Source organism: Mesorhizobium sp. RIZ17, assembly GCF_051127865.1.
GTDB lineage: Bacteria > Pseudomonadota > Alphaproteobacteria > Rhizobiales > Rhizobiaceae > Mesorhizobium > Mesorhizobium humile.
Genome location: NZ_CP147861.1, coordinates 2,724,943 through 2,744,407 on the forward strand (window position 1 = coordinate 2,724,943; position 19,465 = coordinate 2,744,407).

A 19,465-nucleotide genomic window follows, 5' to 3' on the forward strand; every position below is an offset into this window, starting at 1 on the left:
CAGCCAAGGCCGCGCCCAGATGGCGCTGAAGGCGCATCTCGGCGGGAAGGTCGGCTGACGCCAAGCCGCGTCCCAGGATGAGGATTGTCGCAAAACGCTCGCGATTGGCTGGCACCTCCGAACTTCGTCATTCTGGGGCAAAGCAGTCGCGTAGCGACCCTAGAGTCCATTCCGTTACATCCGCCCGGGAATGCAACGGGGCAGAATTCTGCACGGTTGTGACACTCGGATGTCACGGAATGGATCCTCGGGTCTGCGCCGCGTCGCTGCGCTCCTTGCTCCGCCCGTGGATGACGAAGAGACGGGCGTTTTGGCCAATATCCTAGGCATGCCGCCCGCCACTGGATGCACTGCCCCAGCTAATTGCGACAAACAACGCTCACGCGTATTTGCGCTGCGCATCGAGCGCCAGGCCAAGCCCGACCGAGCCGAACATGTCGCCTTCGATGACCGAGGCCTGCGGCACCAGCGACAGGATCCGCCGCTTAGCCAGCGGGATGGCGGTCGAGCCGCCGGTGAGGAACACGGCGGTGATGGCCGAGGCGGCAACGCCGGCATCGGCGATCGTCTGTTGGACCGTCTCGGTCACGCGTTCGATGTCGCCACCGATCGTCTCTTCGAGGCCCGCGCGCGTGATCTCGGCCGCGAAGCGCGCGCCGGGCAGCGACACTTTCACCTGCGCCGAGGGCTGGTCGGTCAGCGCGATCTTCGCCCTTTCGACCAGGCCCGCCATCGCATGACCGTAGCGATGCTCGACGACGTGGATGAAGCGGTCGACGAGGTCGGCACGCTCTGCCTCGTAGCGGATCTGCCGCAGGTCGTTCATCGCCTTGGCCGTGTAGACGAGGTTGATGCGCTGCCAGGTCGCCAGATCGATGAAATAGGCCGCGGGCAGGTTGCGCTTGTGGTCCTTGGTCCGGGTCAGATAGCCGAGCTCGGGCATCACATGGGCGATGCTCAGCAGCCGGTCGAAGTCGGTGCCGCCGATATGGATGCCGCGATTGGCGAGGATGTCGGCCTTGCGGTCGGTCGAGCGCGCGCGCTCCGGCGAGACCCGCACGATCGAGAAATCGGAGGTGCCGCCGCCCATGTCGACGATCAGCGCCAGCTCCTCGCCGGTGACCGTCTGCTCGTAGTCGAGCGCCGCCGCGATCGGCTCGAACTGGAAGGCGATGTGCCTGAAGCCCTGCGCGCGGGCTGCTTTTTCAAGCTCGCCTTGCGCCTTCATATCGGCGGCCGCGTCGTCGTCGACGAACTGCACGGGCCGGCCGAGCACCACGTTATCGACCGGACCGCCCGCATCTTCTTCCAGACGCTTCTTCAGATGATCGATGAACAGGCCGATGATGTCGACGAAACCGATCTGGCGCGCCTTGATGCGTGTCTTCTCGTTGGCCAGCGAACTGCCGAGCACGCTCTTCAGCGAGCGCATCAGACGGCCCTCGATGCTGTCGGTGTAGTCACTGATCGCACGGCGGCCGAAATAGGTGTAGCCGTCCTCGAAGTTGAAGAACACGGCGCTGGGCAAGGTCGGTTGCTCGCCTTCCAGCGCCACCAGTCGCGCGCGGCCGTCGCGGATCACGCCCACCGTGGAATTGGACGTGCCGAAATCGATGCCGCCGAATGCCGATCGCATCGCAGCCTCCTGTCGTTGTTTCATAGCGGCAAGCCGACGCATTGCGCGCCGTCATCCGGAAGGCCGGACCGCTCTATCGAAATTGAATGTGTTGCTTGTCCCTAGGGCTGGGAGGCGGCGATGTATCGCAAAACCGGGAAAAGGGAAACCCTCTTTTGACGGGAAAATGGGTCCTTCCATTTTCCCGGAAGATCAATCCTTGCGGAAGATGAGGCGCCCGAGCCAGCCGGTCAGCATGGCGAGCGATATGGCGAACACGCCATAGAGGAAGGAATAGTCGTGCGCGACACGGAAGACCGACTGCTCGAACCCGGATTTGCGGATTTCGAGCTGGGCCGAGCTTTCCTTGACGAACATGCCGCTCTTGAACAGGAACGCGCGCGCCTTGTGCGTGCCGACCGGAACGTTGGGCGCCAGCCGCACGGTGGCGCGAAACAGGTTCTGCGACAGGAACTGCACGCCGCCGACATTCTCGCTGTAGAGGCCGGTCGCCGCCTTGCGGTCGCGTAGTGCGGCGGTGAATTCCTCGATGGTTGCCGGGCTGTCGGTCTCGTCGGCGGGCTTCATGTAGAGGTTCTGCGCGCCAAGCGAGAGTTGCTTGTACTTGGCAGGCTCGGCGATGTCCTGCAGCGGCCGCGTCGTCGCCACCGAATAGGAGACAGGCACGTTCTCGAACGTCTCGGAGTCCAGGTTGATCCAGACGCCGAGCACCCGGTCCTTGCGCCGCACCACGACGGGCCTCGGCGGCCCTTCGAGCACGACGATCACGTCGTAGCGTCCTTGGCGCGCGACCAACGGATCGGGATTTTCCAGCGATCCGAAGATGGTGAGGTCGGCGCCGGAGAAGCCTGCCGTGATGGAAATGGCGTCGGTCGACAGGCCGATCTGGATGCTTTCGGCGGGCGGCGTCTGCGCCGTCGCCGGGGAAAGGGCAAAGAGCATCGACAACAAGACGGCGGCTGCAAATGCTTGTCGTGCCGCCATCAGTTGAGGCCCGCGGCGGTAAGCGAATAGAGATTGGGCGGCGTCACGAAGAGATCGACGGCAAGGCGAATGGCGACGGCCAGAACCAGCATCGCCAGCAGCGCCCGCAATTGCTCGCCGCGCAGCCTCTGGCCGGCCTTGGCGCCATATTGCGCACCTGCAACGCCGCCGGCCATGAGCAGGAAGGCCAGGATCACGTCGACCGTCTGGTTGGTCGTGGCATGCACCAGGGTCGTATAGGCCGAGGTGAAGATGATCTGGAACAGCGAGGTGCCGATAACGACGTTGGTCGGCACCTTGAGCAGGTAGATAAGCGCCGGCACCATGATGAAGCCGCCGCCGACGCCCATGATCGACGACAGGAAGCCGATCCCGGCGCCGAGGCCGAGCACCGGGATCACGCTGACGAACAGCTTCGAGGCGCGGAAGCGCATCTTGAACGGCAGCCGGTGGATCCAGTTGTGCTGTCCGGATTTCTTCAAGACGGGCGCGGCGCCGCTGCGGCTGGCGCGCAGCGCGTTGACGCTCTCGACCAGCATCAGCCCGCCGACGGTGCCGAGCAGCACGACGTAGAGCAGCGAGATGAACAGGTCCAACTGCCCAAGACGGCGCAACAGTGCAAAGACGAAGATGCCTGCCGTCGAGCCGACGATGCCCCCGGCCAGAAGCACGCCGCCCAGCTTGAAATCGAGCGTGCCGCGTTTGAAGTGCGAGAGCGCGCCGGAGAAAGAGGAGGCGATGACCTGGTTGGCGCCGGTGGCCACCGCAATCGCCGGCGGGATGTTGTAGAAGATCAAGAGCGGCGTGATCAGGAAGCCGCCGCCGACCCCGAACATGCCCGACAGGAAGCCCACCGCCGCGCCCATCGCCAGCAGCACGAAGACGTTGACGGAAATTTCCGCGATCGGGAGATAAATGCCCACCCGGCTGTCTCGATCAGTTTGTCTTTCGGCGCATAGTGCCGTCCCCGGACACTAAAGCACCGAAAAGCCAATTTTTTATTGCGCCGGCGCGGCGGCGGGGTTCAAACCCCGCCGCCGCGTCGAAACAAAAACCATCTCAATCAGTTAACAGGCAAATGTGTGGCAAGGCGTCGCGTATGCGACGCGCCTGCCGTTATTTGTGCGCCAGGAGCGCCTTGACGAGCGGCGCGTCGACCTCGCCGGTCGGCTTCATCTTGTTGTCGGTCTGGAAGGCCATGATGGCGTTCTTGGTCTTGCCGCCCATCACGCCGTCGGCACCGCCGGCATCGTAGCCGTTCTTGTTGAGGATCAGCTGGATGTTCTTCACCGCCTTCTTCATGTCGATGCCGGCGGTGGTCTGCGGCGCGCTGTCCTGCCAGGATTCCGGAACGTCGGCAGAGTTGGCGGCCGCGTTGAGCGGCTTGGCCTTCCACAATTCCGTCGCGGCACGCGCCCGCTCAAGCTGCTCGGGCCGCAGCGCATTGGCGATCTCGTCGCGCTTGGCAGCGGCGTCCTTGTCGCCGGTCTTGGCGACGATCGCGAACCACTTGTAGGATTCTTCCAGGTTCTGCTTCATGCCGACGCCCTTGGCGGCCAGGATGCCGAGGTTGAACTGGCTGTCCTTGACACCGAGGTCGGCGGCTTCCTGGAACCAGTGCGTGGCCGATTCATTGTCAGTCACACCGTCCGCCGCCATGGCGAACAGCACCGCCAGATTGTGCATGGCGCTGGCGTTGCCCTGTTCGGCGGCAAGCTGGTAGTAGGTCTTGGCCTTCTTGATGTCGCGCGCGACGCCGATGCCTTTTTCGTAGAAATTGCCGATCCGGTATTCGGCCGGCGCGAAGCCTAGCTCGGCCGACTGCTCATACCATTTGGCGGCCGCCTTCATGTCTTCCTTCACGCCGCGCGATTCCGCATAGCGCGAGCCGACCTCGAACAGCGCCTTGGCGTCGCCGCCGGCGGCCGCGTCGCGCAGCGCCACCGGACCGATTTCGGAGGGAATGTCGAATTTGGCCGCGGCCGTCTGGCTTGCTGCGGACGGCACCGCGCCTGTCGTGTCGGCGGAGGTAGTCGTCGGCGCGCCCGCCGGGGTGCTCTCGGCTGCGGGACCGGTCGTCTCCGGGGCGTTGGCCATCGGCTGCGTTTCGCCATCCGTGTCCGTCGCGGTGGCGGCTGCGGCAGGCTCGGACGGCGTCGCCGAAGCCATCGGCGCGGGCGCCGGTTCGGCCGGCATGGCTGCGGCCGCCTCAGGACTTGCAGGGATGGAAGCGGCCGGTGCCGCGTCAATGACGGGCTCCGCCTGCCTGACGGGGTGGGCAGGGGCGCTTTTGGCCTGCGTGGTGTCCGCGTCGGTCTTTTGCGTGTCGGCCTTCGGCGCGGCTGTGGCATCGAGAGAAGCCGTGTCGACCCTCTGCGTGGAGACGATCGGGGCGGGCTGGTTGTTGGCCGTTTCGACGGGATCGGACAAGAAAGCCTTGCCCAGCTGCAGGCCGGCCAGCGCCATCATGATCGCGGCGGCCGCCATCAGGATCGGCTTGCGCCGCGCCTTGAGCAGGTCGCCTATCCTCAGCGCCTTCACCGGGCCGGTCATGGTCGATTGCCGCTTCAGCGTGTCCGCTTCCGCGGCGGCGGCCTGGGCCGCGCGGCGGGCCGCGGCGATGAAATCGGACTTGGCGGCGTCACCCTCGGTGCGCCGGGTCGGCTGGCCGCCGCGTTCGTCGCGCACGCGCTTCATGATGGCGTTGAGGTCCGGCGCGCCGGAGCCGGGTTCCAAGGGCCGGTTGGCGGCCCTGGGGTCGAGCGGCTCGTCGATGTCGACGCTCGGCACGTCGCCGACCGGCGCCGAGTCGGCAAGCGGCTGCGTGTCCGCTTCCTTCTTGCCCTTGAAGGCGCGCGCTAGGCCGCTGAACATCGATTTCCTGCGGCCGGCCGTCTCGCTCTTGTCGCCGATCGCGTCCGGCCCCAGGGCTGCCAAGGCCGCTTCAGCCGCTGCCTCGGCGGGCGTGCGCTGCTCGCTTGTCTCGTCGCGCATGATGGCCGCCGCGCGGCCTTCCAGGCCGGCCATGTCTCCGGTGAGCGGCAGCGGCTGGTCGATGTCCATCGACGGTGCGTCCTGCACCGCGATCTTGCCGCCCCGGCCGCCGCGCTTGCCGGCCGGTTGCGGATCGACCAGTTCGCTGACCGCTTCGCTGGTCTCGCTCGTTTCCAGCGAACCCAACCGGTCGACGATCTTGAGCAGCGTGTCGTGGATCGCCTCGAATGTCCGCGAGTTGCGTTCGTCGGAGCGGCGGGTGAGCGCTTCGAGCGTCTTCAGGTCCTGGGCGAGGCCGGCAACGGCGGTCGCGTTGGTCTGGGCCGTGCTGGACGTCGAATCGGCAAGCGATTTGACGGCGCTCTCGGCCGCCTCGCGCGCCACGCTCAAGATGGAATCGCGCGTGCCGGCCAGCGACTTCTCGATCTCGTTGAGGCGCGGGCTGATATCTTCGAATTCGGGCAGCGGCGTGCCGGGCTTGGAGAGATGTGCCGACAGGCCGGCGACCTGCGCTTCCAGGCTGCGGATCAGGGCAGGATCGATGCCCGCGACCTGCTGCGCGGACGATTCCAGCCGGCTGGAAATGTCCTCGAGCCGACTTTCCAGCCCGCGGATCGCCATGTCGTTGGCGGGATCCGGGATGCGCGTCTCGATGCGCTTGGCCAAAGCGGTGAAGCGGGCGTCGATCGCTTCCATGATGCCGGCGCTATCGTCCTGGCGCGTGCGCTGGTCGAGCCTGTCCGCCACCTCGTCCAGCCGCCGCTCGAGATCGCGAAACAGAATGTTGCCCTGTTCCATCGCGTCGCCCTGGCGGCGCTCGAGCAGCATCGACAGCGCGTCGAAGCGCTGCTCCAGGCCCTGGAAGATATGTTCGGCATCGGGCATGGCCGGTGCGCGGTCCATCTTGTCGGTTATCAAGGCGATCTGCTGGCCGAGCCGCTCCATGGCCTGCTCGGGCAGGTCGGCGCGGCCAGCCAACTGGTCTACGCGGCTGGACAGGAGGTTGAGGTGATCGAGAACTTCCGCTCCAGGCCGCGACTGCGCGACCTCTTCGATCTGAACCGCCAGCGATGCCATGCGCTTCTCGATCCGGCCGAAGGTTTCGGGGTCGAAGGCATTGGCCTGCGCAGCCACGGTCGAGGCGACGATGGCGCGGGAGATCTCGTCCAGCCGCTCGTCGATCATGGCGAGCGTTTCGCCGCCGCGCGCGGTCTGCTGGCCGGCGAACCGATCGACCGCGCCGGCAAGCGTGCGCACCTTTTCCTCCAGCGAGCGCAGCGAAAGCGATTCCGGCAGGCTGTTGACGGCGCTGCTGATCTGTTCGAGCCGGTCGGTCAGCACCGAAAGGCCCGGGCCTTCCGCGCGCTTGCGCTGGTCGGCATCGACGCGGTCCTCGAAGGCGCTCCAGCGGCGGTCGAAATCGTCCCAGCGGCGGTCGACCTTCTGCAGGCTTTCCTCGCGCGCCAGCGTGTCCAGCGCGCCCTTCACCTGTTCCAGTTCCAGCCGCAGCAGGTTGATGCTGCGGTCGTCGCTCTTTTCGGCGAGCGACTGGATGGCGCCCGAAAGCCGTTCGAATTCGAGGCCGAGTTCGGCGCTGCTCTTGTCCGGCATGCCGCCCGACGGAGCGCCGCGCTGGCTGTTGGCCTGCATGGCGCGGTCGATGTCCTGGCGGAACGCCTCGAATTCGCGCTGCAGGCCGACGGTCATCTGGTGGCGCAATTCCTCGCGCAGGCCGCGCAGTTCGACGGCGATCTTGCCGACCATGGCGACGCTGTCTTCCTGGCCGCGCACGCGGTCGATGTCACGCGCGATCGCCTGATAGGCCGGCGCGGGATTTTGCGGGGCGCGATCTTGCGGCCGCGGATTCTGCGGCGCCGGGCTTTGTGGCACCCGCTCCAGGGGCCTTTGCGCGGAATAGGGATCCTCGTACCAGCGCGGCTGGCCGTAAGGCTGCGTGCTTGGATAACGCGGCTCGGCCGGCCGCCGCAGGTCGGGGCGATCGGGCATGTCGGCCCGCGTCCGGTCCAGCCGCTGCTCCAGCGTTTCGAGCGAGCGGTTCAGTTCTTCGAGCGAGGGCTGCGGCCGGCGTTGCCTGCCGGCGTTGAGTGTATCGAGATAGGACCGCTTGCTGTTCATCGATGCGCCCGTGTTCAGAATGGCCGGCCAAAGCCGGTTTCCCAAAGTCCTGCCGGGAACGAAGCGAGCCGAGCGGTTTTGCTGCGGAGGAAGACGGGCTTCCCGGGTTTCACCCACGCTTCGAAAAACCGTGAAAAATTCGCTACAGGATAAACACGGGTGACCGACATGCGCACATTTCGCCCAACGTGGTAAACAAGGCGTTAACCAAGCTTAAGAAGTCGCGCATAAATCGTGAGCCGCCCGACAAGCTGGTATCCGGGTGCGGCATAAAGGTCCGTTTCGACAACGCCCTTGCGTCACCTTGCGGCTGTCGATATAGAATTGACGTAAACGTAAAAGGTGCGAAGCCGTGCCTCTTGCGATTGACTTGTTGCAACCACGATTGGAAGCACGCCCCCGCTTCCATTCAGGCGACGCTTGGTCCGCGACCGCGACGCCACCAGGGGAAAGCCAGTGACCATGAAACTTGTTTCGCCCGGCGAGGCCGCGGCCAATACCAATGACATACCGGTCGAAGCCGGCGAGGAATTCGTCCGCATCGGCGAGATGGCCAAGAAATACGGCGTGACGTTGCGCACGCTGCGCTTCTATGAAGACAAGGGCCTGCTCAATCCGCATCGCGACGGCTCGACCCGTCTCTATACGCGCCGCGACAAGGCCCGGCTGAAGCTGATCCTGCTCGGCCGCAAGGTCGGGTTCTCGCTGCGCGACGTCAAGCAGATGATGGACCTTTACGATCCGAGCGGCACCAACACCAAGCAGTTGCGGCTGGCGCTCGACAAGTCGGAGAAGCAGCTCGCCCGCCTGCAGAAGCAGCGGGCGCTGATCGACGATGCTATCGGCGAGCTGAGCAACTCGATGTCGGTCGTGCGTCAGATGCTCGTCGAGCGCGCCGCGCCGGCGCAGGCCAGCGCCGCCGGCTGATCGCCCGCTCTCCGGAAACACCCCGGACGTAGAAGCCGCGTGGCCATAGCCGCGCGGCTTTTTTGTCGCCACAATGCCTGACCGCTCACATAAATTTTTGGCTGCGACGAAGTTGACGTTTACGCAAACGTCAATATTTGCTATCGGGGCATCGACATTGGCCCGGTCTCCTGTCCAGGACAGGCAACTTGCCGGCCGGCACTATAGGGTGGAGGAAGGCATGACGATCTACAGGGCGCCGATCCAGGACACGCTGTTCGTTCTCAACGACGTGCTGGGCTTTCAGCGCTATTCCAACCTTCCGGGCTTCTCGGACGCGACGCCCGACGTGCTCGAGGCGATCCTCGCGGAGGGCGCCAAGCTTGCCGAGAACGTCATGCATCCGCTGAACCGCGTCGGCGACATGGAAGGCTGCGTGCGCCATGACGACGGCTCGGTGACGACTCCCAAGGGCTTCAAGGACGCTTACGACCAGTATCGCGAAGGCGGCTGGATGGGGCTTGCGGCACCTGCCGAGTTCGGCGGCCAGGGCCTGCCTTATGCCGTCCACACCGCCGTGTCCGAATACATGATCTCCGCCAACATGGCGCTGATGATGTATCCCGGCCTGACGCAAGGCGCGATCGCGGCCATCGTCACCCACGGCACGGACGAACAGAAGGCCACATGGCTGCCCAGGCTGATCGGGGGCGCCTGGACCGGCACCATGAACCTGACCGAGCCGCATTGCGGCACCGATCTCGGCCTGTTGCGCACCAAGGCCGCTCCCAATGGTGACGGCACCTACAGGATTTCCGGCCAGAAGATCTTCATCTCCGCCGGCGAGCACGACATGTCGGACAACATCGTCCACCTGGTGCTGGCCCGCGCCGAGGGCGCGCCGGAAGGCGTGAAGGGCATTTCGCTGTTCATCGTGCCGAAGTTCAAGCTCGATGCCTCGGGCAATCCCGGCGAGCGCAACACGCTCTCCTGCGGTTCGATCGAGGAGAAGATGGGCATTCACGGCAACTCGACCTGCGTCATGAACTATGACGAGGCCGAGGGCACGCTGCTCGGCGAATTGAATGGCGGCCTGAAGGCCATGTTCACGATGATGAACGAGGCCCGCCTCGGTGTCGGCCTGCAGGGGCTTTCGGTCTCCGAGATCGCCTATCAGAACGCCGTTTCCTACGCCAGGGACCGCCTCCAGGGCCGTTCGCTGTCGGGTGCCAAGGCGCCGGACAAGAAAGCCGACCCGATCATCGTCCACCCCGACATCCGCCGCTCGCTGATGACCATGAAGGCCTTCAACGAGGCCGGCCGCGCGCTGGCGCTGTGGACGGCGATCAAGTCCGACGTCGCGCATCGCTCCGGTGACGACAAGGACCGCCAGGCGGCCGACGATTACACCGGGCTCATGACGCCGGTGGTCAAGGGCGTGCTCACCGACAAGGGTTTCGATCACGCGGTGATGGCGCAGCAGGTGTTCGGCGGTCACGGCTATATCGAAGAGCACGGTATGAGCCAGTTCGTGCGCGATGCCCGCATCGCCATGATCTATGAAGGCGCCAACGGCATCCAGGCGCTCGATCTCGTCGGTCGCAAGCTGGCGCAGAATGGCGGCCGCGCGGTGCAGGCCTTCTTCAAGGAAGTCGGCGAGTTCTGCGAGGAAAACCGCGCCGACGAGAAGATGGCGCCCTTCACCAAGTCGCTGAAGAAGGGCCTCAACGACCTGCAGGCGGCCACCATGTGGCTGGTGCAGAACGCGATGGCCAAGCCCGACAATGCCGGTGCCGCCTCCACCGACTACATGCATCTCTTCGGCCTGGTGGCGCTGGGCTACATGTGGGCGCAGATGGCGAAATCCGCACAGGCGAAGTTGGCGGATGGGGCCAACGGGGGCTCGCCCTTCTACGACACCAAGCTGGTGACCGCGCGCTTCTTCATGGAGCGCGTCATGCCGGAAACGGCAACGCGGCTTGCCCGCATTTCCAGTGGCGCGGACACGCTAATGGCGCTGCCGGCGGAAGCGTTCTAGGTTTGGCGGGCCGGCACCGCCGGCCCACAATTGTCGGAACGCGGAGGAAATCGTGGCGACAAATCCAGCCGAAATTCTTGGCCTGCCGAAGCCCGCATGGGCGGCGGACGAGGTCGGCATGCTCTACGACATGGCGTCCCGCTTCATGGCGGAGGAGATCGCGCCGCGCTACGACGAGTTCGAGAAGAACGAGATGTTTGATCGCGAGAGCTGGCTGAAGGCCGGAGCCGCCGGTCTGCTCTGCGCCTCGATGCCGGAGAAATACGGCGGCTCGGGCGGCACTTTCGCCCATGAGAGCGCCATCATCGAGGCGATCGGCCATGTCGGCGTCGACGGCTTCGGCATCGGCCTGCACAATTCGATCGTAGCACCCTACATCCTGCACTACGGCTCCGAGGAGCAGAAAGAGAGATGGCTGCCCAAGCTCGCGACGGGCGAGCTGATCGGCGCCATCGCCATGACGGAGCCCGGCGCCGGCTCCGACCTGCAAGGCGTGAAGACGCGCGCCGAGAAGGACGGCAATCATTACAAGATCAGCGGCTCGAAAACCTTCATCACCAACGGCCAGCTCGCCAACCTGATCATCGTCGTCACCAAGACCGATCCGGAAAAGGGCGCCAAGGGCACCTCGCTGATCGTCGTCGAGACCGACGAGGTCGAGGGCTTCGAGCGCGGCCGCAACCTCGACAAGATAGGGCTGAAGTCGAACGACACGTCCGAGCTGTTCTTCAACGATGTGCGCGTGCCGACCTCGAACCTGCTCGGCCACGAGGAAGGCAAGGGCTTCGTCCAGCTGATGCAGCAACTGCCGCAGGAGCGGTTGCAGATCGGTACCGGGGCGATCGCCATGATCGAGCGGGCGCTGGCGCTCACGATCGACTACGTCAAGGAACGCAAGGCCTTCGGCAAGGCCGTCATCGATTTCCAGAACACCCAGTTCAAGCTGGCCGAATTGAAGACCGAGGCCACGATCGGCCGCGTCTTCTACAATGACTGCGTCGCCCGCCATATCGATGGCGGCCTCGATCCGGTCACCGCCTCGATGGCCAAATACTGGCTTTCCGACCTGCAGGGCAAAGTCGTCGACGAATGCCTTCAACTGCACGGTGGCTATGGCTACATGAATGAATATCCGATCGCCCGCATGTACCGCGACGCCCGCGTCCAGCGCATCTACGGCGGCACCAACGAAATCATGAAATTGCTGATCGGGCGCTCTCTCTAAGCGCGGCGGCCGGCAAAGCCAAGGAGCACGAAAATGACTGAGGCTTACGTCTATGACGCCGTGCGCACGCCGCGCGGCAAGGGCAAGAAGGATGGCTCGCTGCACGAGGTGCCGGCGGTCAGGCTCGCCGCCAGGACGCTCGAGGCACTGCGCGATCGCAACGGGCTCGACACCGGCACTGTCGACGACATCATCTTCGGCTGCGTCGATCCGGTCGGCGAGGCGGGCTCCGTCATTCCGCGCGCCGCGGCCTTCGAGGCCGGCTACGCGACCTCGGCGCCCGGCATGCAGATCTCGCGCTTCTGCGCCTCGGGTCTCGACGCCATCAATTTCGGCGCCGCCAAGATCGCGCAAGGGGCGGACGAGATCGTTATTGCCGGCGGCGTCGAATCCATGTCGCGCGTCGGCATGGGCATGTCGGGCGGCGCCTGGTTCATGGACCCGTCCGTCGGCCTGCCCGGCTGGTTCGTGCCGCAGGGCATCTCGGCCGACCTGATCGCCACCAAATACGGCTTCAGCCGCGACGACGTCGACGCCTATGCGGTCGAGAGCCAGAAGCGCGCCGCGAAATCCTGGGCCGATGGCCGCTTCAAGAAGTCGGTGATCCCGATCAAGGACCAGAACGGCCTCTTGATCCTCGACCATGACGAGCACATGCGGCCCTCGACCGACATGCAGTCGCTGGCTTCGCTCAACCCGTCCTTCGTCATGCCGGGCGAGATGGGCGGCTTCGACGCGGTCGCCGTGCAGAAGCATCCGGAGGTCGAGGAGGTCAACCACGTCCACCACGCCGGCAATTCCTCCGGTATCGTCGATGGCGCCGCCGCCGTGCTGCTCGGCTCGAAGAAGGCCGGGAAAACCATGGGTATCAAACCCCGCGCGCGCATCCGCGCCTTCGCCAACATCGGCTCGGAGCCGGTGCTGATGCTGACCGGTCCGGTCGACGTCACCGAGAAGCTCCTGAAGCGCGCCAGGATGAAGCTGTCGGACATCGACCTGTTCGAGCTCAACGAGGCCTTCGCTTCCGTCGTGCTGCGCTACATGCAGGCTTTCGAGATCCCGCACGACAAGATCAACGTCAATGGCGGCGCGATCGCCATGGGCCATCCGCTCGGCGCTACCGGCGCCATGATCCTGGGCACGGTGCTGGACGAGTTGGAGCGCCGCGACCTGAACACCGCGCTGGTCACGCTCTGCATCGGCGCCGGCATGGGCACCGCCACCATCATCGAACGCGTCTGACGGGGAGAGAAGAGATGAGCTACACCAATTTCACCCTCGACATCGACGCCGGCGGCATCGCGCTGATCACCTGGAACATGCCGGACCGCTCGATGAACGTATTCACCGAGGAGGTGATGCGCGAGTTGAACGCCATCGTCGATCATGTGGCCGGCGATGCCGCCATCAAGGGCGCGGTCATCACGTCGGGCAAGGACTCTTTCTCCGGCGGCGCCGACATCACCATGCTGCAGAAGATGCTGGCCACCTTTGCCGTCGACAAGGAGAAAGACCTCGAAAAGGCGACCAAGGCGCTGTTCGAGAATGCCGGCTACATGACCGGCCTGTTCCGCAAGATCGAGACCTGCGGCAAGCCGTTTGTGTCGGCGATCAACGGCACCTGCATGGGCGGCGCCTTCGAGATGTCGCTCGCTTGCCACGGCCGCGTCGCCGCTGATTCCGACAAGGTGAAAATGGCGCTTCCCGAGGTGAAGATCGGCATCTTCCCGGGCGCCGGCGGCACCCAGCGCGTGCCGCGGCTGACCGACCAGCAGCAGGCGCTGCAGATGCTGACCACCGGACAGAACCTGACGCCGCAGAAGGCGAAGGCGATGGGCCTGATCCACGAGATCGCCGAGCCTTCGAAACTCGTCGAGACCGCCAAGGCGATGATCAGGAACGGTCTGAAGCCGGTGGCGCCCTGGGACGAGAAGGGTTTCAAGCTGCCGGGCGGTCCGATCTATTCGGCGGCCGGCGCCAATCTCTGGCCGCCGGCGATCGCCATCCTGCGCCGCGAAACCTACGGCAATTATCCGGCCGCGGCCGCGATCCTGAAATGCGTCTATGAAGGCCTGCTGGTGCCGTTCGATACCGCGCTCAGGATCGAGCAGCGCTATTTCACCGAGATCATGCAGTCGAAGGAAGCGGCGGCGATGATCCGCTCGCTGTTCCTGTCGCTGCAGGAGTTGAACAAGGGCGCACGCCGCCCCACCGGCGTGCCGGACACCAAGTTCAAGAAGATCGGCATCCTCGGCGCCGGCTTCATGGGCGCGGGTATCGCCTATGTCACCGCGCGCGCCGGGATTCCGGTGGTGCTGCTCGACCGCGATCTGCCGTCGGCCGAGAAGGGGAAGGCGCATTCCGACAGCCTGATGGCCGACCAGGTCAAGAAGGGCCGCGCCAAACCCGAAGACAAGGACAAGCTCCTGTCGCTGATCACGCCGACGGCGGACTATGCCGACCTTGCCGGCTGCGATCTCGTCGTCGAGGCGGTCTTCGAGGATTCGAACGTCAAGAAGGAAGCCACCGAGAAGGCGGAAGCGGTGCTGAAATCGTCGGCGATCTTCGCTTCCAACACCTCGACGATTCCGATCACCGCTCTGGCGAAGAACTCGTCGCGGCCGAAGAACTTCATTGGCATCCATTTCTTCTCGCCGGTCGACAAGATGATGCTGGTCGAGATCATTCTCGGCAAGAAGACCGGCGACAAGGCCTTGGCCGTCGCCTTCGACTTCGTGCGCGCCATCAAGAAGACGCCGATCGTCGTCAACGACACGCGCGGCTTCTACGTCAACCGCTGTGTGCTGCGCTACATGTCGGAAGCCTACAAGATGCTGATCGAGGGTGTGCCTGCGGCGATGATCGAGAATGCCGCCAAGGCCGCCGGCATGCCCGTCGGCCCGCTGGCGCTGACCGACGAGACGGCCGTCGACCTTGCCCAGAAGATCATGAAGCAGACCATCAGGGATCTCGGCGAGAAGGCCGTCGATCCCAGGCAGATGGCGCTGATCAACACCATGGTCGACACGCATGGCCGCTTCGGCCGCAAGAACGGCAAGGGTTTCTACGACTATCCGGCCAAGCCGGCGAAAAAGAAGCTGTGGCCGGGCCTGAAGGACCTTTATCCGCAGCTCAACCCCGACAAGGTCGACTATGAGGAGCTGAAGCAGCGCCTCTTGGTCACCATCGCGCTGGAAGCGGCGCGGGTGATGGAGGAGGGCATCGTCACCGATCCGCGCGAGGCCGATGTCGGCTCGATCCTCGCCTTCGGCTTCGCGCCTTTCACCGGCGGCGCGCTGTCCTACATCGACGGCATCGGCGCCAAGCGTTTCGTCAAGATCGCCAAGGGCCTGCAGAAGAAGTATGGCGCCGAGTTCAAGGCGCCGAAGCTTCTGCTCGACATGGCCGAGAAGGGCGAGACCTTCTATCAGCGCTTCGACCCCTACCAGAAGGGCGAGGTCAGAGAGGCGGCCTGACGAACCAGCATGTATGTCTGGGTGCGTATGGCCCGCACCATGGCCACGTCGAGCCGTGGCCCTTATCGGGTCGGCGATGGAAGCCGGCTGGCCTTTCGCTGCCTGCCGATCGACATCGACTTCAACCTGCATCTCAACAACGCCCGCTACATGATGCTAGCGGACCTTGCGCATGACCCCGAAATCGGGAATCGATTTCGGAAAGGATCATGCGCCACTCAAAGTGCTACAGCGTCCTTTGCGCATCCAATAGGACGCGCGGCGCTGTAGGCGCATCGACATCTTCCTGCGCGTCGGCCTCATCGCGCTTGCGCGCAAGAATGGCTGGGCGCCGATGATCGGCGGGCTGCAGGTGGCCTATGTGCGCGAGATCAAGCTGCGGCGCCGCTTCGAGGTGGTCTCGTCGATCGAGACCTGGGAAGGCACGTCGGTGATCGGCAGGCATCGTTTCGTGCTCGATGGCGGCGAGACGGCGGCGCTGATCCTGACGACGGGCGGCGTCTATGACCGCGGCGGTCGCCGCTTCCTCGACATCGACGAGGTCGTCGCGGCGCTTGGCCACGCCGCCAGCCCACGCCCGCCGACCGAACCCGAGCGGGCCTTCATGCTTTCGCACCGGAATTTGCGCGAACAGGCCAAGGCGGCCTGATCACGTTTCGAAGCGAGTGAGGCTGATTTGCCGAGCCGGCGGATCACTTTCTAGCCCGGCCCGCCGGTACCGGTGGACAATGGTGCGGTCGCACGCTAGACAGGCTGAGGCATTTTTTCCTGTTTTGACGGAGAGCGCGCGTGCTCTCACACGACCGCGTATGGGCCGCAATAGACGCTCTCGCCGAGCGCTATTCGCTGTCGGCTTCCGGCCTTGCCCGGCGCGCCGGCCTCGATTCGACGGCCTTCAACAAATCGAAGCGCCTGTCTTCCGACGGCCGGCCGCGCTGGCCCTCGACCGAATCGCTGGCCAAGATCATCGAGGCCACCGGCGCGTCGCTGGAGGAATTCACCGGACTGGTCGAAGGACGCGGCGCCGCCGTCATTGCCCAGCATCGCAGCGCGGTTCCGTTGCTCGGTTTCGCCCAGGCCGGCGCGGGGGGCTTCTTCGACGATGCCGGCTATCCGGCGGGGCAGGGCTGGGATCTGGTCGAGCTTCCGGCGCGGGCGACCGAGACGTCCTACGCGCTGCAGGTGCAAGGCGATTCCATGCTGCCGCTTTACCGCAATGGCGACGTGCTGATCGTCGAGCCTGGGGCGCCGACCCGCAAGGGCGACCGTGTCGTCGTCAAGACCACCGCCGGCGAAGTGATGGCCAAGGTGCTCGACCGGCAGACGGTGAAATCGATCGTGCTGGTCTCGCTCAATCCGGCTCACCCGGACCGCGACATCCCGACGCGCGATATCGAATGGGTGGCGCGCATCGTCTGGGCGAGCCAGTAGGTCCGGACCGGTGCGGCTTCTTCAAACAGCTTTTGCCGTTCTGGCAATACCGGTGATGGCGGCGCTTGTCGTGACCGGCGGGCGCGCAATCAAAGGCCATGACAGCACGATCGCGGTGGATCGGATCGATCCGGACGCGCTTGCAGATCCAGGCGCTGAGACGCCGCCGGAAGAGCCGGCGACCTCGGCCATTCCCGCGCCTGCCGCTCCGCAGCCAGCCGTTCATTCGAGGGCCATCGATCCCGAAACCGTGGCGCCGCCGGAACTGTCGGACCAGGAACTCGAACGGGTGGAACCGCGTGCGCCGCTCAGCGATCTGGCGCTGGCCGGGCCGCCCAAGCCGCCCAAGACGAAGATGCCAGGCGACTGGAACGGCACGAAATTGTTCCAGCCGGTCGCCGCCGCGGCCGGGCTGATCGAGTCGAAGGGCTATGCCGTCGCCGTCTCCGGCGTGGATGTCGTCAAAGCGGACGAAACCTGCGGCGACGAGGGCAAGAGCTGGGCCTGCGGCGCCCGCGCCAGGACGGCCTTCCGCGCTTTCCTGCGCGGCCGGGCGGTCGCCTGCACGGTTCCGCCGGAGGGCGATCGCGACACCATTTCCGCCGAATGCCATATCGGCAATCAGGATATCGGCCAGTGGCTGGTGGAAAATGGCTGGGCGCGCGCCGCGCAAGGCGGTCCCTATGTCGAGGCCGAGAACAAGGCCCGCGCCGCCAGGAAGGGTATTTTCGGCCCGGCGCCGAAGCTTGACGGCCTGCCGGCGCTGCCGGCCGCGTCAGGACCGGCGCCGGAGGCCCCGGATTCCATCCTGCCGGCGGAAGGCGGCGACGTTACGCCGCCAACTGACCAGCCAGCGCCCGCTCAATAAGCGCGCGCGTCTCGGCAATGCCGTAGAGTGCTGCGAACGACCCGAAGCGCGGGCCGCGCTCCTGGCCGATCAGCACCTGGTAGATCATCTGGAAGAAGGCCACCGACACGCCGGGCCCCCCTTCCGGGCTCTGCTTGGAATGGTCCTGATAGCGCTCGATCTTGCGCGCCACGTTGAGCGCGGCATTCTGGATCGCCTCGCCGTCGGCGCCCTGCGGCAGCGCGCCGAGCGCGTCGGAGAGCTTCGCCAGCGCCTCGCGCTCCACCTCGTCGGCGGCGCGGTAGACCTTGGTCGGCTTCACGAAGTCGTCGAAATAGCGGATCGCATAGCCGGTCAGCCGGTCGAGCTCCGGATGCGTCTTCGGCGTCACGCCCGGCGCATGCCGCGAGATGAAGCCCCACAGCACCGCCTTGTCATGCGCGTTGGAGGCGCTGACCAGGTTGAGCAGCAGCGCGAACGGCACCGGCAGGTCGATGGCCGGCGGGTTGCCGTCATGCATATGCCAGACCGGGTTGCCGAGCCGTTCCTTCCAGTCCTGGCGCGGATAGGCGCCAAGGAAAGCGTAATACTCGTCCACCGCCTTCGGGATGACGTCGAAATAGAGCTTCTTCGCCTGCCGTGGCCGCTGGTACATGTAGAGGCCGAGGCTCTCCGTCGGCGCATAGGTCAGCCATTCGTCGATGGTCAGGCCATTGCCCTTCGACTTCGAGATCTTCTGGCCTTCCTCGTCGAGGAACAGTTCGTAGACGAAATGCTCCGGCGCGCGGCCGCCGAGGATGTTGCAGATGCGATCATAGATCCCGGCATTGGTCTGGTGGTCCTTGCCGAACATCTCGAAATCGACACCGAGCGCTGCCCAGCGCATGCCGAAATCCGGCTTCCACTGCAGCTTCACATGGCCGCCGGTGATAGGCAGCGTCGTCTCGGTGCCTTCGTCGTCGAAGGTGATGGTGCCAGCCTTGGCGTCGACATTTATCATCGGCACGTAGAGCACGCGGCCGCTCTTCGGCGAGATCGGCAGGAACGGGCTGTAGGTCGCCTGGCGCTCCGGCCCCAGCGTCGGCAGCATCACCGCCATGATCTCGTCATAGCGCTCCGCGGCGCGCAGCAGCACCTCGTCGAAGCGACCGGCCTTGTAATACCGCGTCGCGCTGGCGAATTCGTAGTCGAAGCCGAACGTGTCGAGGAAACGGCACAGCATCGCGTTGTTGTGGTCGGCGAAGCTCGCATAGTCGCCGCCGAACGGATTGGGCACCGCCGTCAGCGGCATATGCAAATAGGGTTCCAGCGCCGCGCGGTCCGGCACGTTCTCCGGGATCTTGCGCATGCCGTCCATGTCGTCGGAGAAGCACAAAAGCTTTGTCTTGACCTTGTCTTGCGTCAGCACCCGGAAGGCATGCCGCACCATGGTCGTGCGCGCCACCTCACCGAAGGTGCCGATATGCGGCAGGCCCGAGGGGCCGTAGCCGGTCTCGAACAGGACGGTCTCGGGAAAGTCCTTGCCCTTGTAGCGGGCGATGATTTTCTTGGCTTCCTCGAACGGCCAGGCCTTGCTCTCGGCGGCCGCGGCAAGCATCTCGGGCGTGAGATCGATGATGTTTGATCCCGTCATGTTATTGTCTTCCAGGTCAGACGCCGGCTTTGCGGCGGATAGAGTTTCAACCGGTCTCTAGGCGGGAGAGACCTGAGCGTCAACGATTTGCGGTGGTTTTCCTTGCGGCGCCATAATGGCGCTCCTACGTTCGAGCCTCACTTTCAAGTGCATGTCACC

12 protein-coding genes and 1 pseudogene are annotated in these 19,465 nt (G+C 65.1%); 8 read left to right on the forward strand and 5 right to left on the reverse strand.

Annotation, left to right across the window (positions count from 1 at the left end):
* Positions 1-379: 379 nt before the first annotated feature.
* From WDX12_RS13305 to WDX12_RS13320, 4 genes are all read right to left on the reverse strand, one after another.
* Entirely contained in the window at positions 380-1,636 is a 1,257-nt protein-coding gene (locus WDX12_RS13305) for an Hsp70 family protein (protein ID WP_434725168.1), read from the reverse strand.
* 192 nt (positions 1,637-1,828) lie between these two features.
* Complete coding sequence (locus tag WDX12_RS13310; RefSeq protein WP_434725169.1) at positions 1,829-2,620, reverse strand: TIGR02186 family protein; 792 nt, start codon at positions 2,618-2,620, stop codon at positions 1,829-1,831.
* Positions 2,620-3,543 (reverse strand): sulfite exporter TauE/SafE family protein, encoded by a 924-nt coding sequence (locus WDX12_RS13315; protein WP_140629510.1) that lies wholly within the window; start codon positions 3,541-3,543, stop codon positions 2,620-2,622. Before WDX12_RS13315 ends, WDX12_RS13310 begins: the two co-directional genes overlap by 1 nt.
* A gap of 193 nt (positions 3,544-3,736) precedes the next feature.
* Positions 3,737-7,750 (reverse strand): peptidoglycan-binding protein, encoded by a 4,014-nt coding sequence (locus WDX12_RS13320; RefSeq protein WP_434725170.1) that lies wholly within the window; start codon positions 7,748-7,750, stop codon positions 3,737-3,739.
* Between the two features lie 462 nt (positions 7,751-8,212).
* Between WDX12_RS13320 and WDX12_RS13325 the strand changes: the two genes are divergently transcribed.
* The 8 genes and pseudogenes from WDX12_RS13325 to WDX12_RS13360 all read left to right on the forward strand — a co-directional run bounded on the left by WDX12_RS13325 (position 8,213) and on the right by WDX12_RS13360 (position 17,694).
* Positions 8,213-8,677, forward strand: coding sequence for a MerR family transcriptional regulator (locus WDX12_RS13325; RefSeq protein WP_320297805.1), 465 nt, complete (start codon positions 8,213-8,215; stop codon positions 8,675-8,677).
* A gap of 220 nt (positions 8,678-8,897) precedes the next feature.
* Positions 8,898-10,694 carry an acyl-CoA dehydrogenase gene (locus WDX12_RS13330; RefSeq protein WP_320297688.1) on the forward strand — a complete coding sequence of 599 codons (1,797 nt, stop codon included), beginning with the start codon at positions 8,898-8,900 and terminating at the stop codon, positions 10,692-10,694.
* Positions 10,695-10,746: 52 nt separating this feature from the next.
* Positions 10,747-11,919: an acyl-CoA dehydrogenase family protein gene (locus WDX12_RS13335; protein ID WP_320297687.1), complete on the forward strand. Its 1,173-nt coding sequence runs from the start codon at positions 10,747-10,749 to the stop codon at positions 11,917-11,919.
* A 33-nt stretch (positions 11,920-11,952) separates the two neighbouring features.
* On the forward strand, positions 11,953-13,161 hold the full coding sequence (locus WDX12_RS13340) for an acetyl-CoA C-acetyltransferase (protein ID WP_434725171.1): 1,209 nt from the start codon (positions 11,953-11,955) through the stop codon (positions 13,159-13,161).
* Positions 13,162-13,175: 14 nt separating this feature from the next.
* On the forward strand, positions 13,176-15,395 hold the full coding sequence (locus WDX12_RS13345; RefSeq protein WP_434725172.1) for a 3-hydroxyacyl-CoA dehydrogenase NAD-binding domain-containing protein: 2,220 nt from the start codon (positions 13,176-13,178) through the stop codon (positions 15,393-15,395).
* Between the two features lie 9 nt (positions 15,396-15,404).
* A pseudogene (locus WDX12_RS13350) lies at positions 15,405-16,044 on the forward strand (thioesterase family protein).
* A gap of 140 nt (positions 16,045-16,184) precedes the next feature.
* On the forward strand, positions 16,185-16,826 hold the full coding sequence (locus WDX12_RS13355) for a S24 family peptidase (RefSeq protein WP_320297684.1): 642 nt from the start codon (positions 16,185-16,187) through the stop codon (positions 16,824-16,826).
* A 10-nt stretch (positions 16,827-16,836) separates the two neighbouring features.
* Complete coding sequence (locus tag WDX12_RS13360; protein ID WP_434725173.1) at positions 16,837-17,694, forward strand: thermonuclease family protein; 858 nt, start codon at positions 16,837-16,839, stop codon at positions 17,692-17,694.
* Here WDX12_RS13360 and WDX12_RS13365 read toward each other — a convergent pair.
* Positions 17,657-19,306, reverse strand: a complete 1,650-nt coding sequence (locus tag WDX12_RS13365) for a lysine--tRNA ligase (RefSeq protein WP_434725174.1) — start codon at positions 19,304-19,306, stop codon at positions 17,657-17,659. The genes WDX12_RS13360 and WDX12_RS13365 overlap by 38 nt on opposite strands.
* Positions 19,307-19,465: the final 159 nt, after the last annotated feature.

What these genes read in the sequence shown, in the direction of transcription:
- WDX12_RS13340 (WP_434725171.1), top strand. Translation starts at nt 11,953, where the DNA reads ATGACTGAGGCTTACGTCTATGACGCCGTGCGCACGCCGCGCGGCAAG.
- WDX12_RS13345 (WP_434725172.1), top strand. Translation starts at nt 13,176, where the DNA reads ATGAGCTACACCAATTTCACCCTCGACATCGACGCCGGCGGCATCGCG.
- WDX12_RS13325 (WP_320297805.1), top strand. Translation starts at nt 8,213, where the DNA reads ATGAAACTTGTTTCGCCCGGCGAGGCCGCGGCCAATACCAATGACATA.
- WDX12_RS13330 (WP_320297688.1), top strand. Translation starts at nt 8,898, where the DNA reads ATGACGATCTACAGGGCGCCGATCCAGGACACGCTGTTCGTTCTCAAC.
- WDX12_RS13365 (WP_434725174.1), bottom strand. Translation starts at nt 19,306, where the DNA reads ATGACGGGATCAAACATCATCGATCTCACGCCCGAGATGCTTGCCGCG.
- WDX12_RS13305 (WP_434725168.1), bottom strand. Translation starts at nt 1,636, where the DNA reads ATGCGATCGGCATTCGGCGGCATCGATTTCGGCACGTCCAATTCCACG.
- WDX12_RS13310 (WP_434725169.1), bottom strand. Translation starts at nt 2,620, where the DNA reads ATGGCGGCACGACAAGCATTTGCAGCCGCCGTCTTGTTGTCGATGCTC.
- WDX12_RS13320 (WP_434725170.1), bottom strand. Translation starts at nt 7,750, where the DNA reads ATGAACAGCAAGCGGTCCTATCTCGATACACTCAACGCCGGCAGGCAA.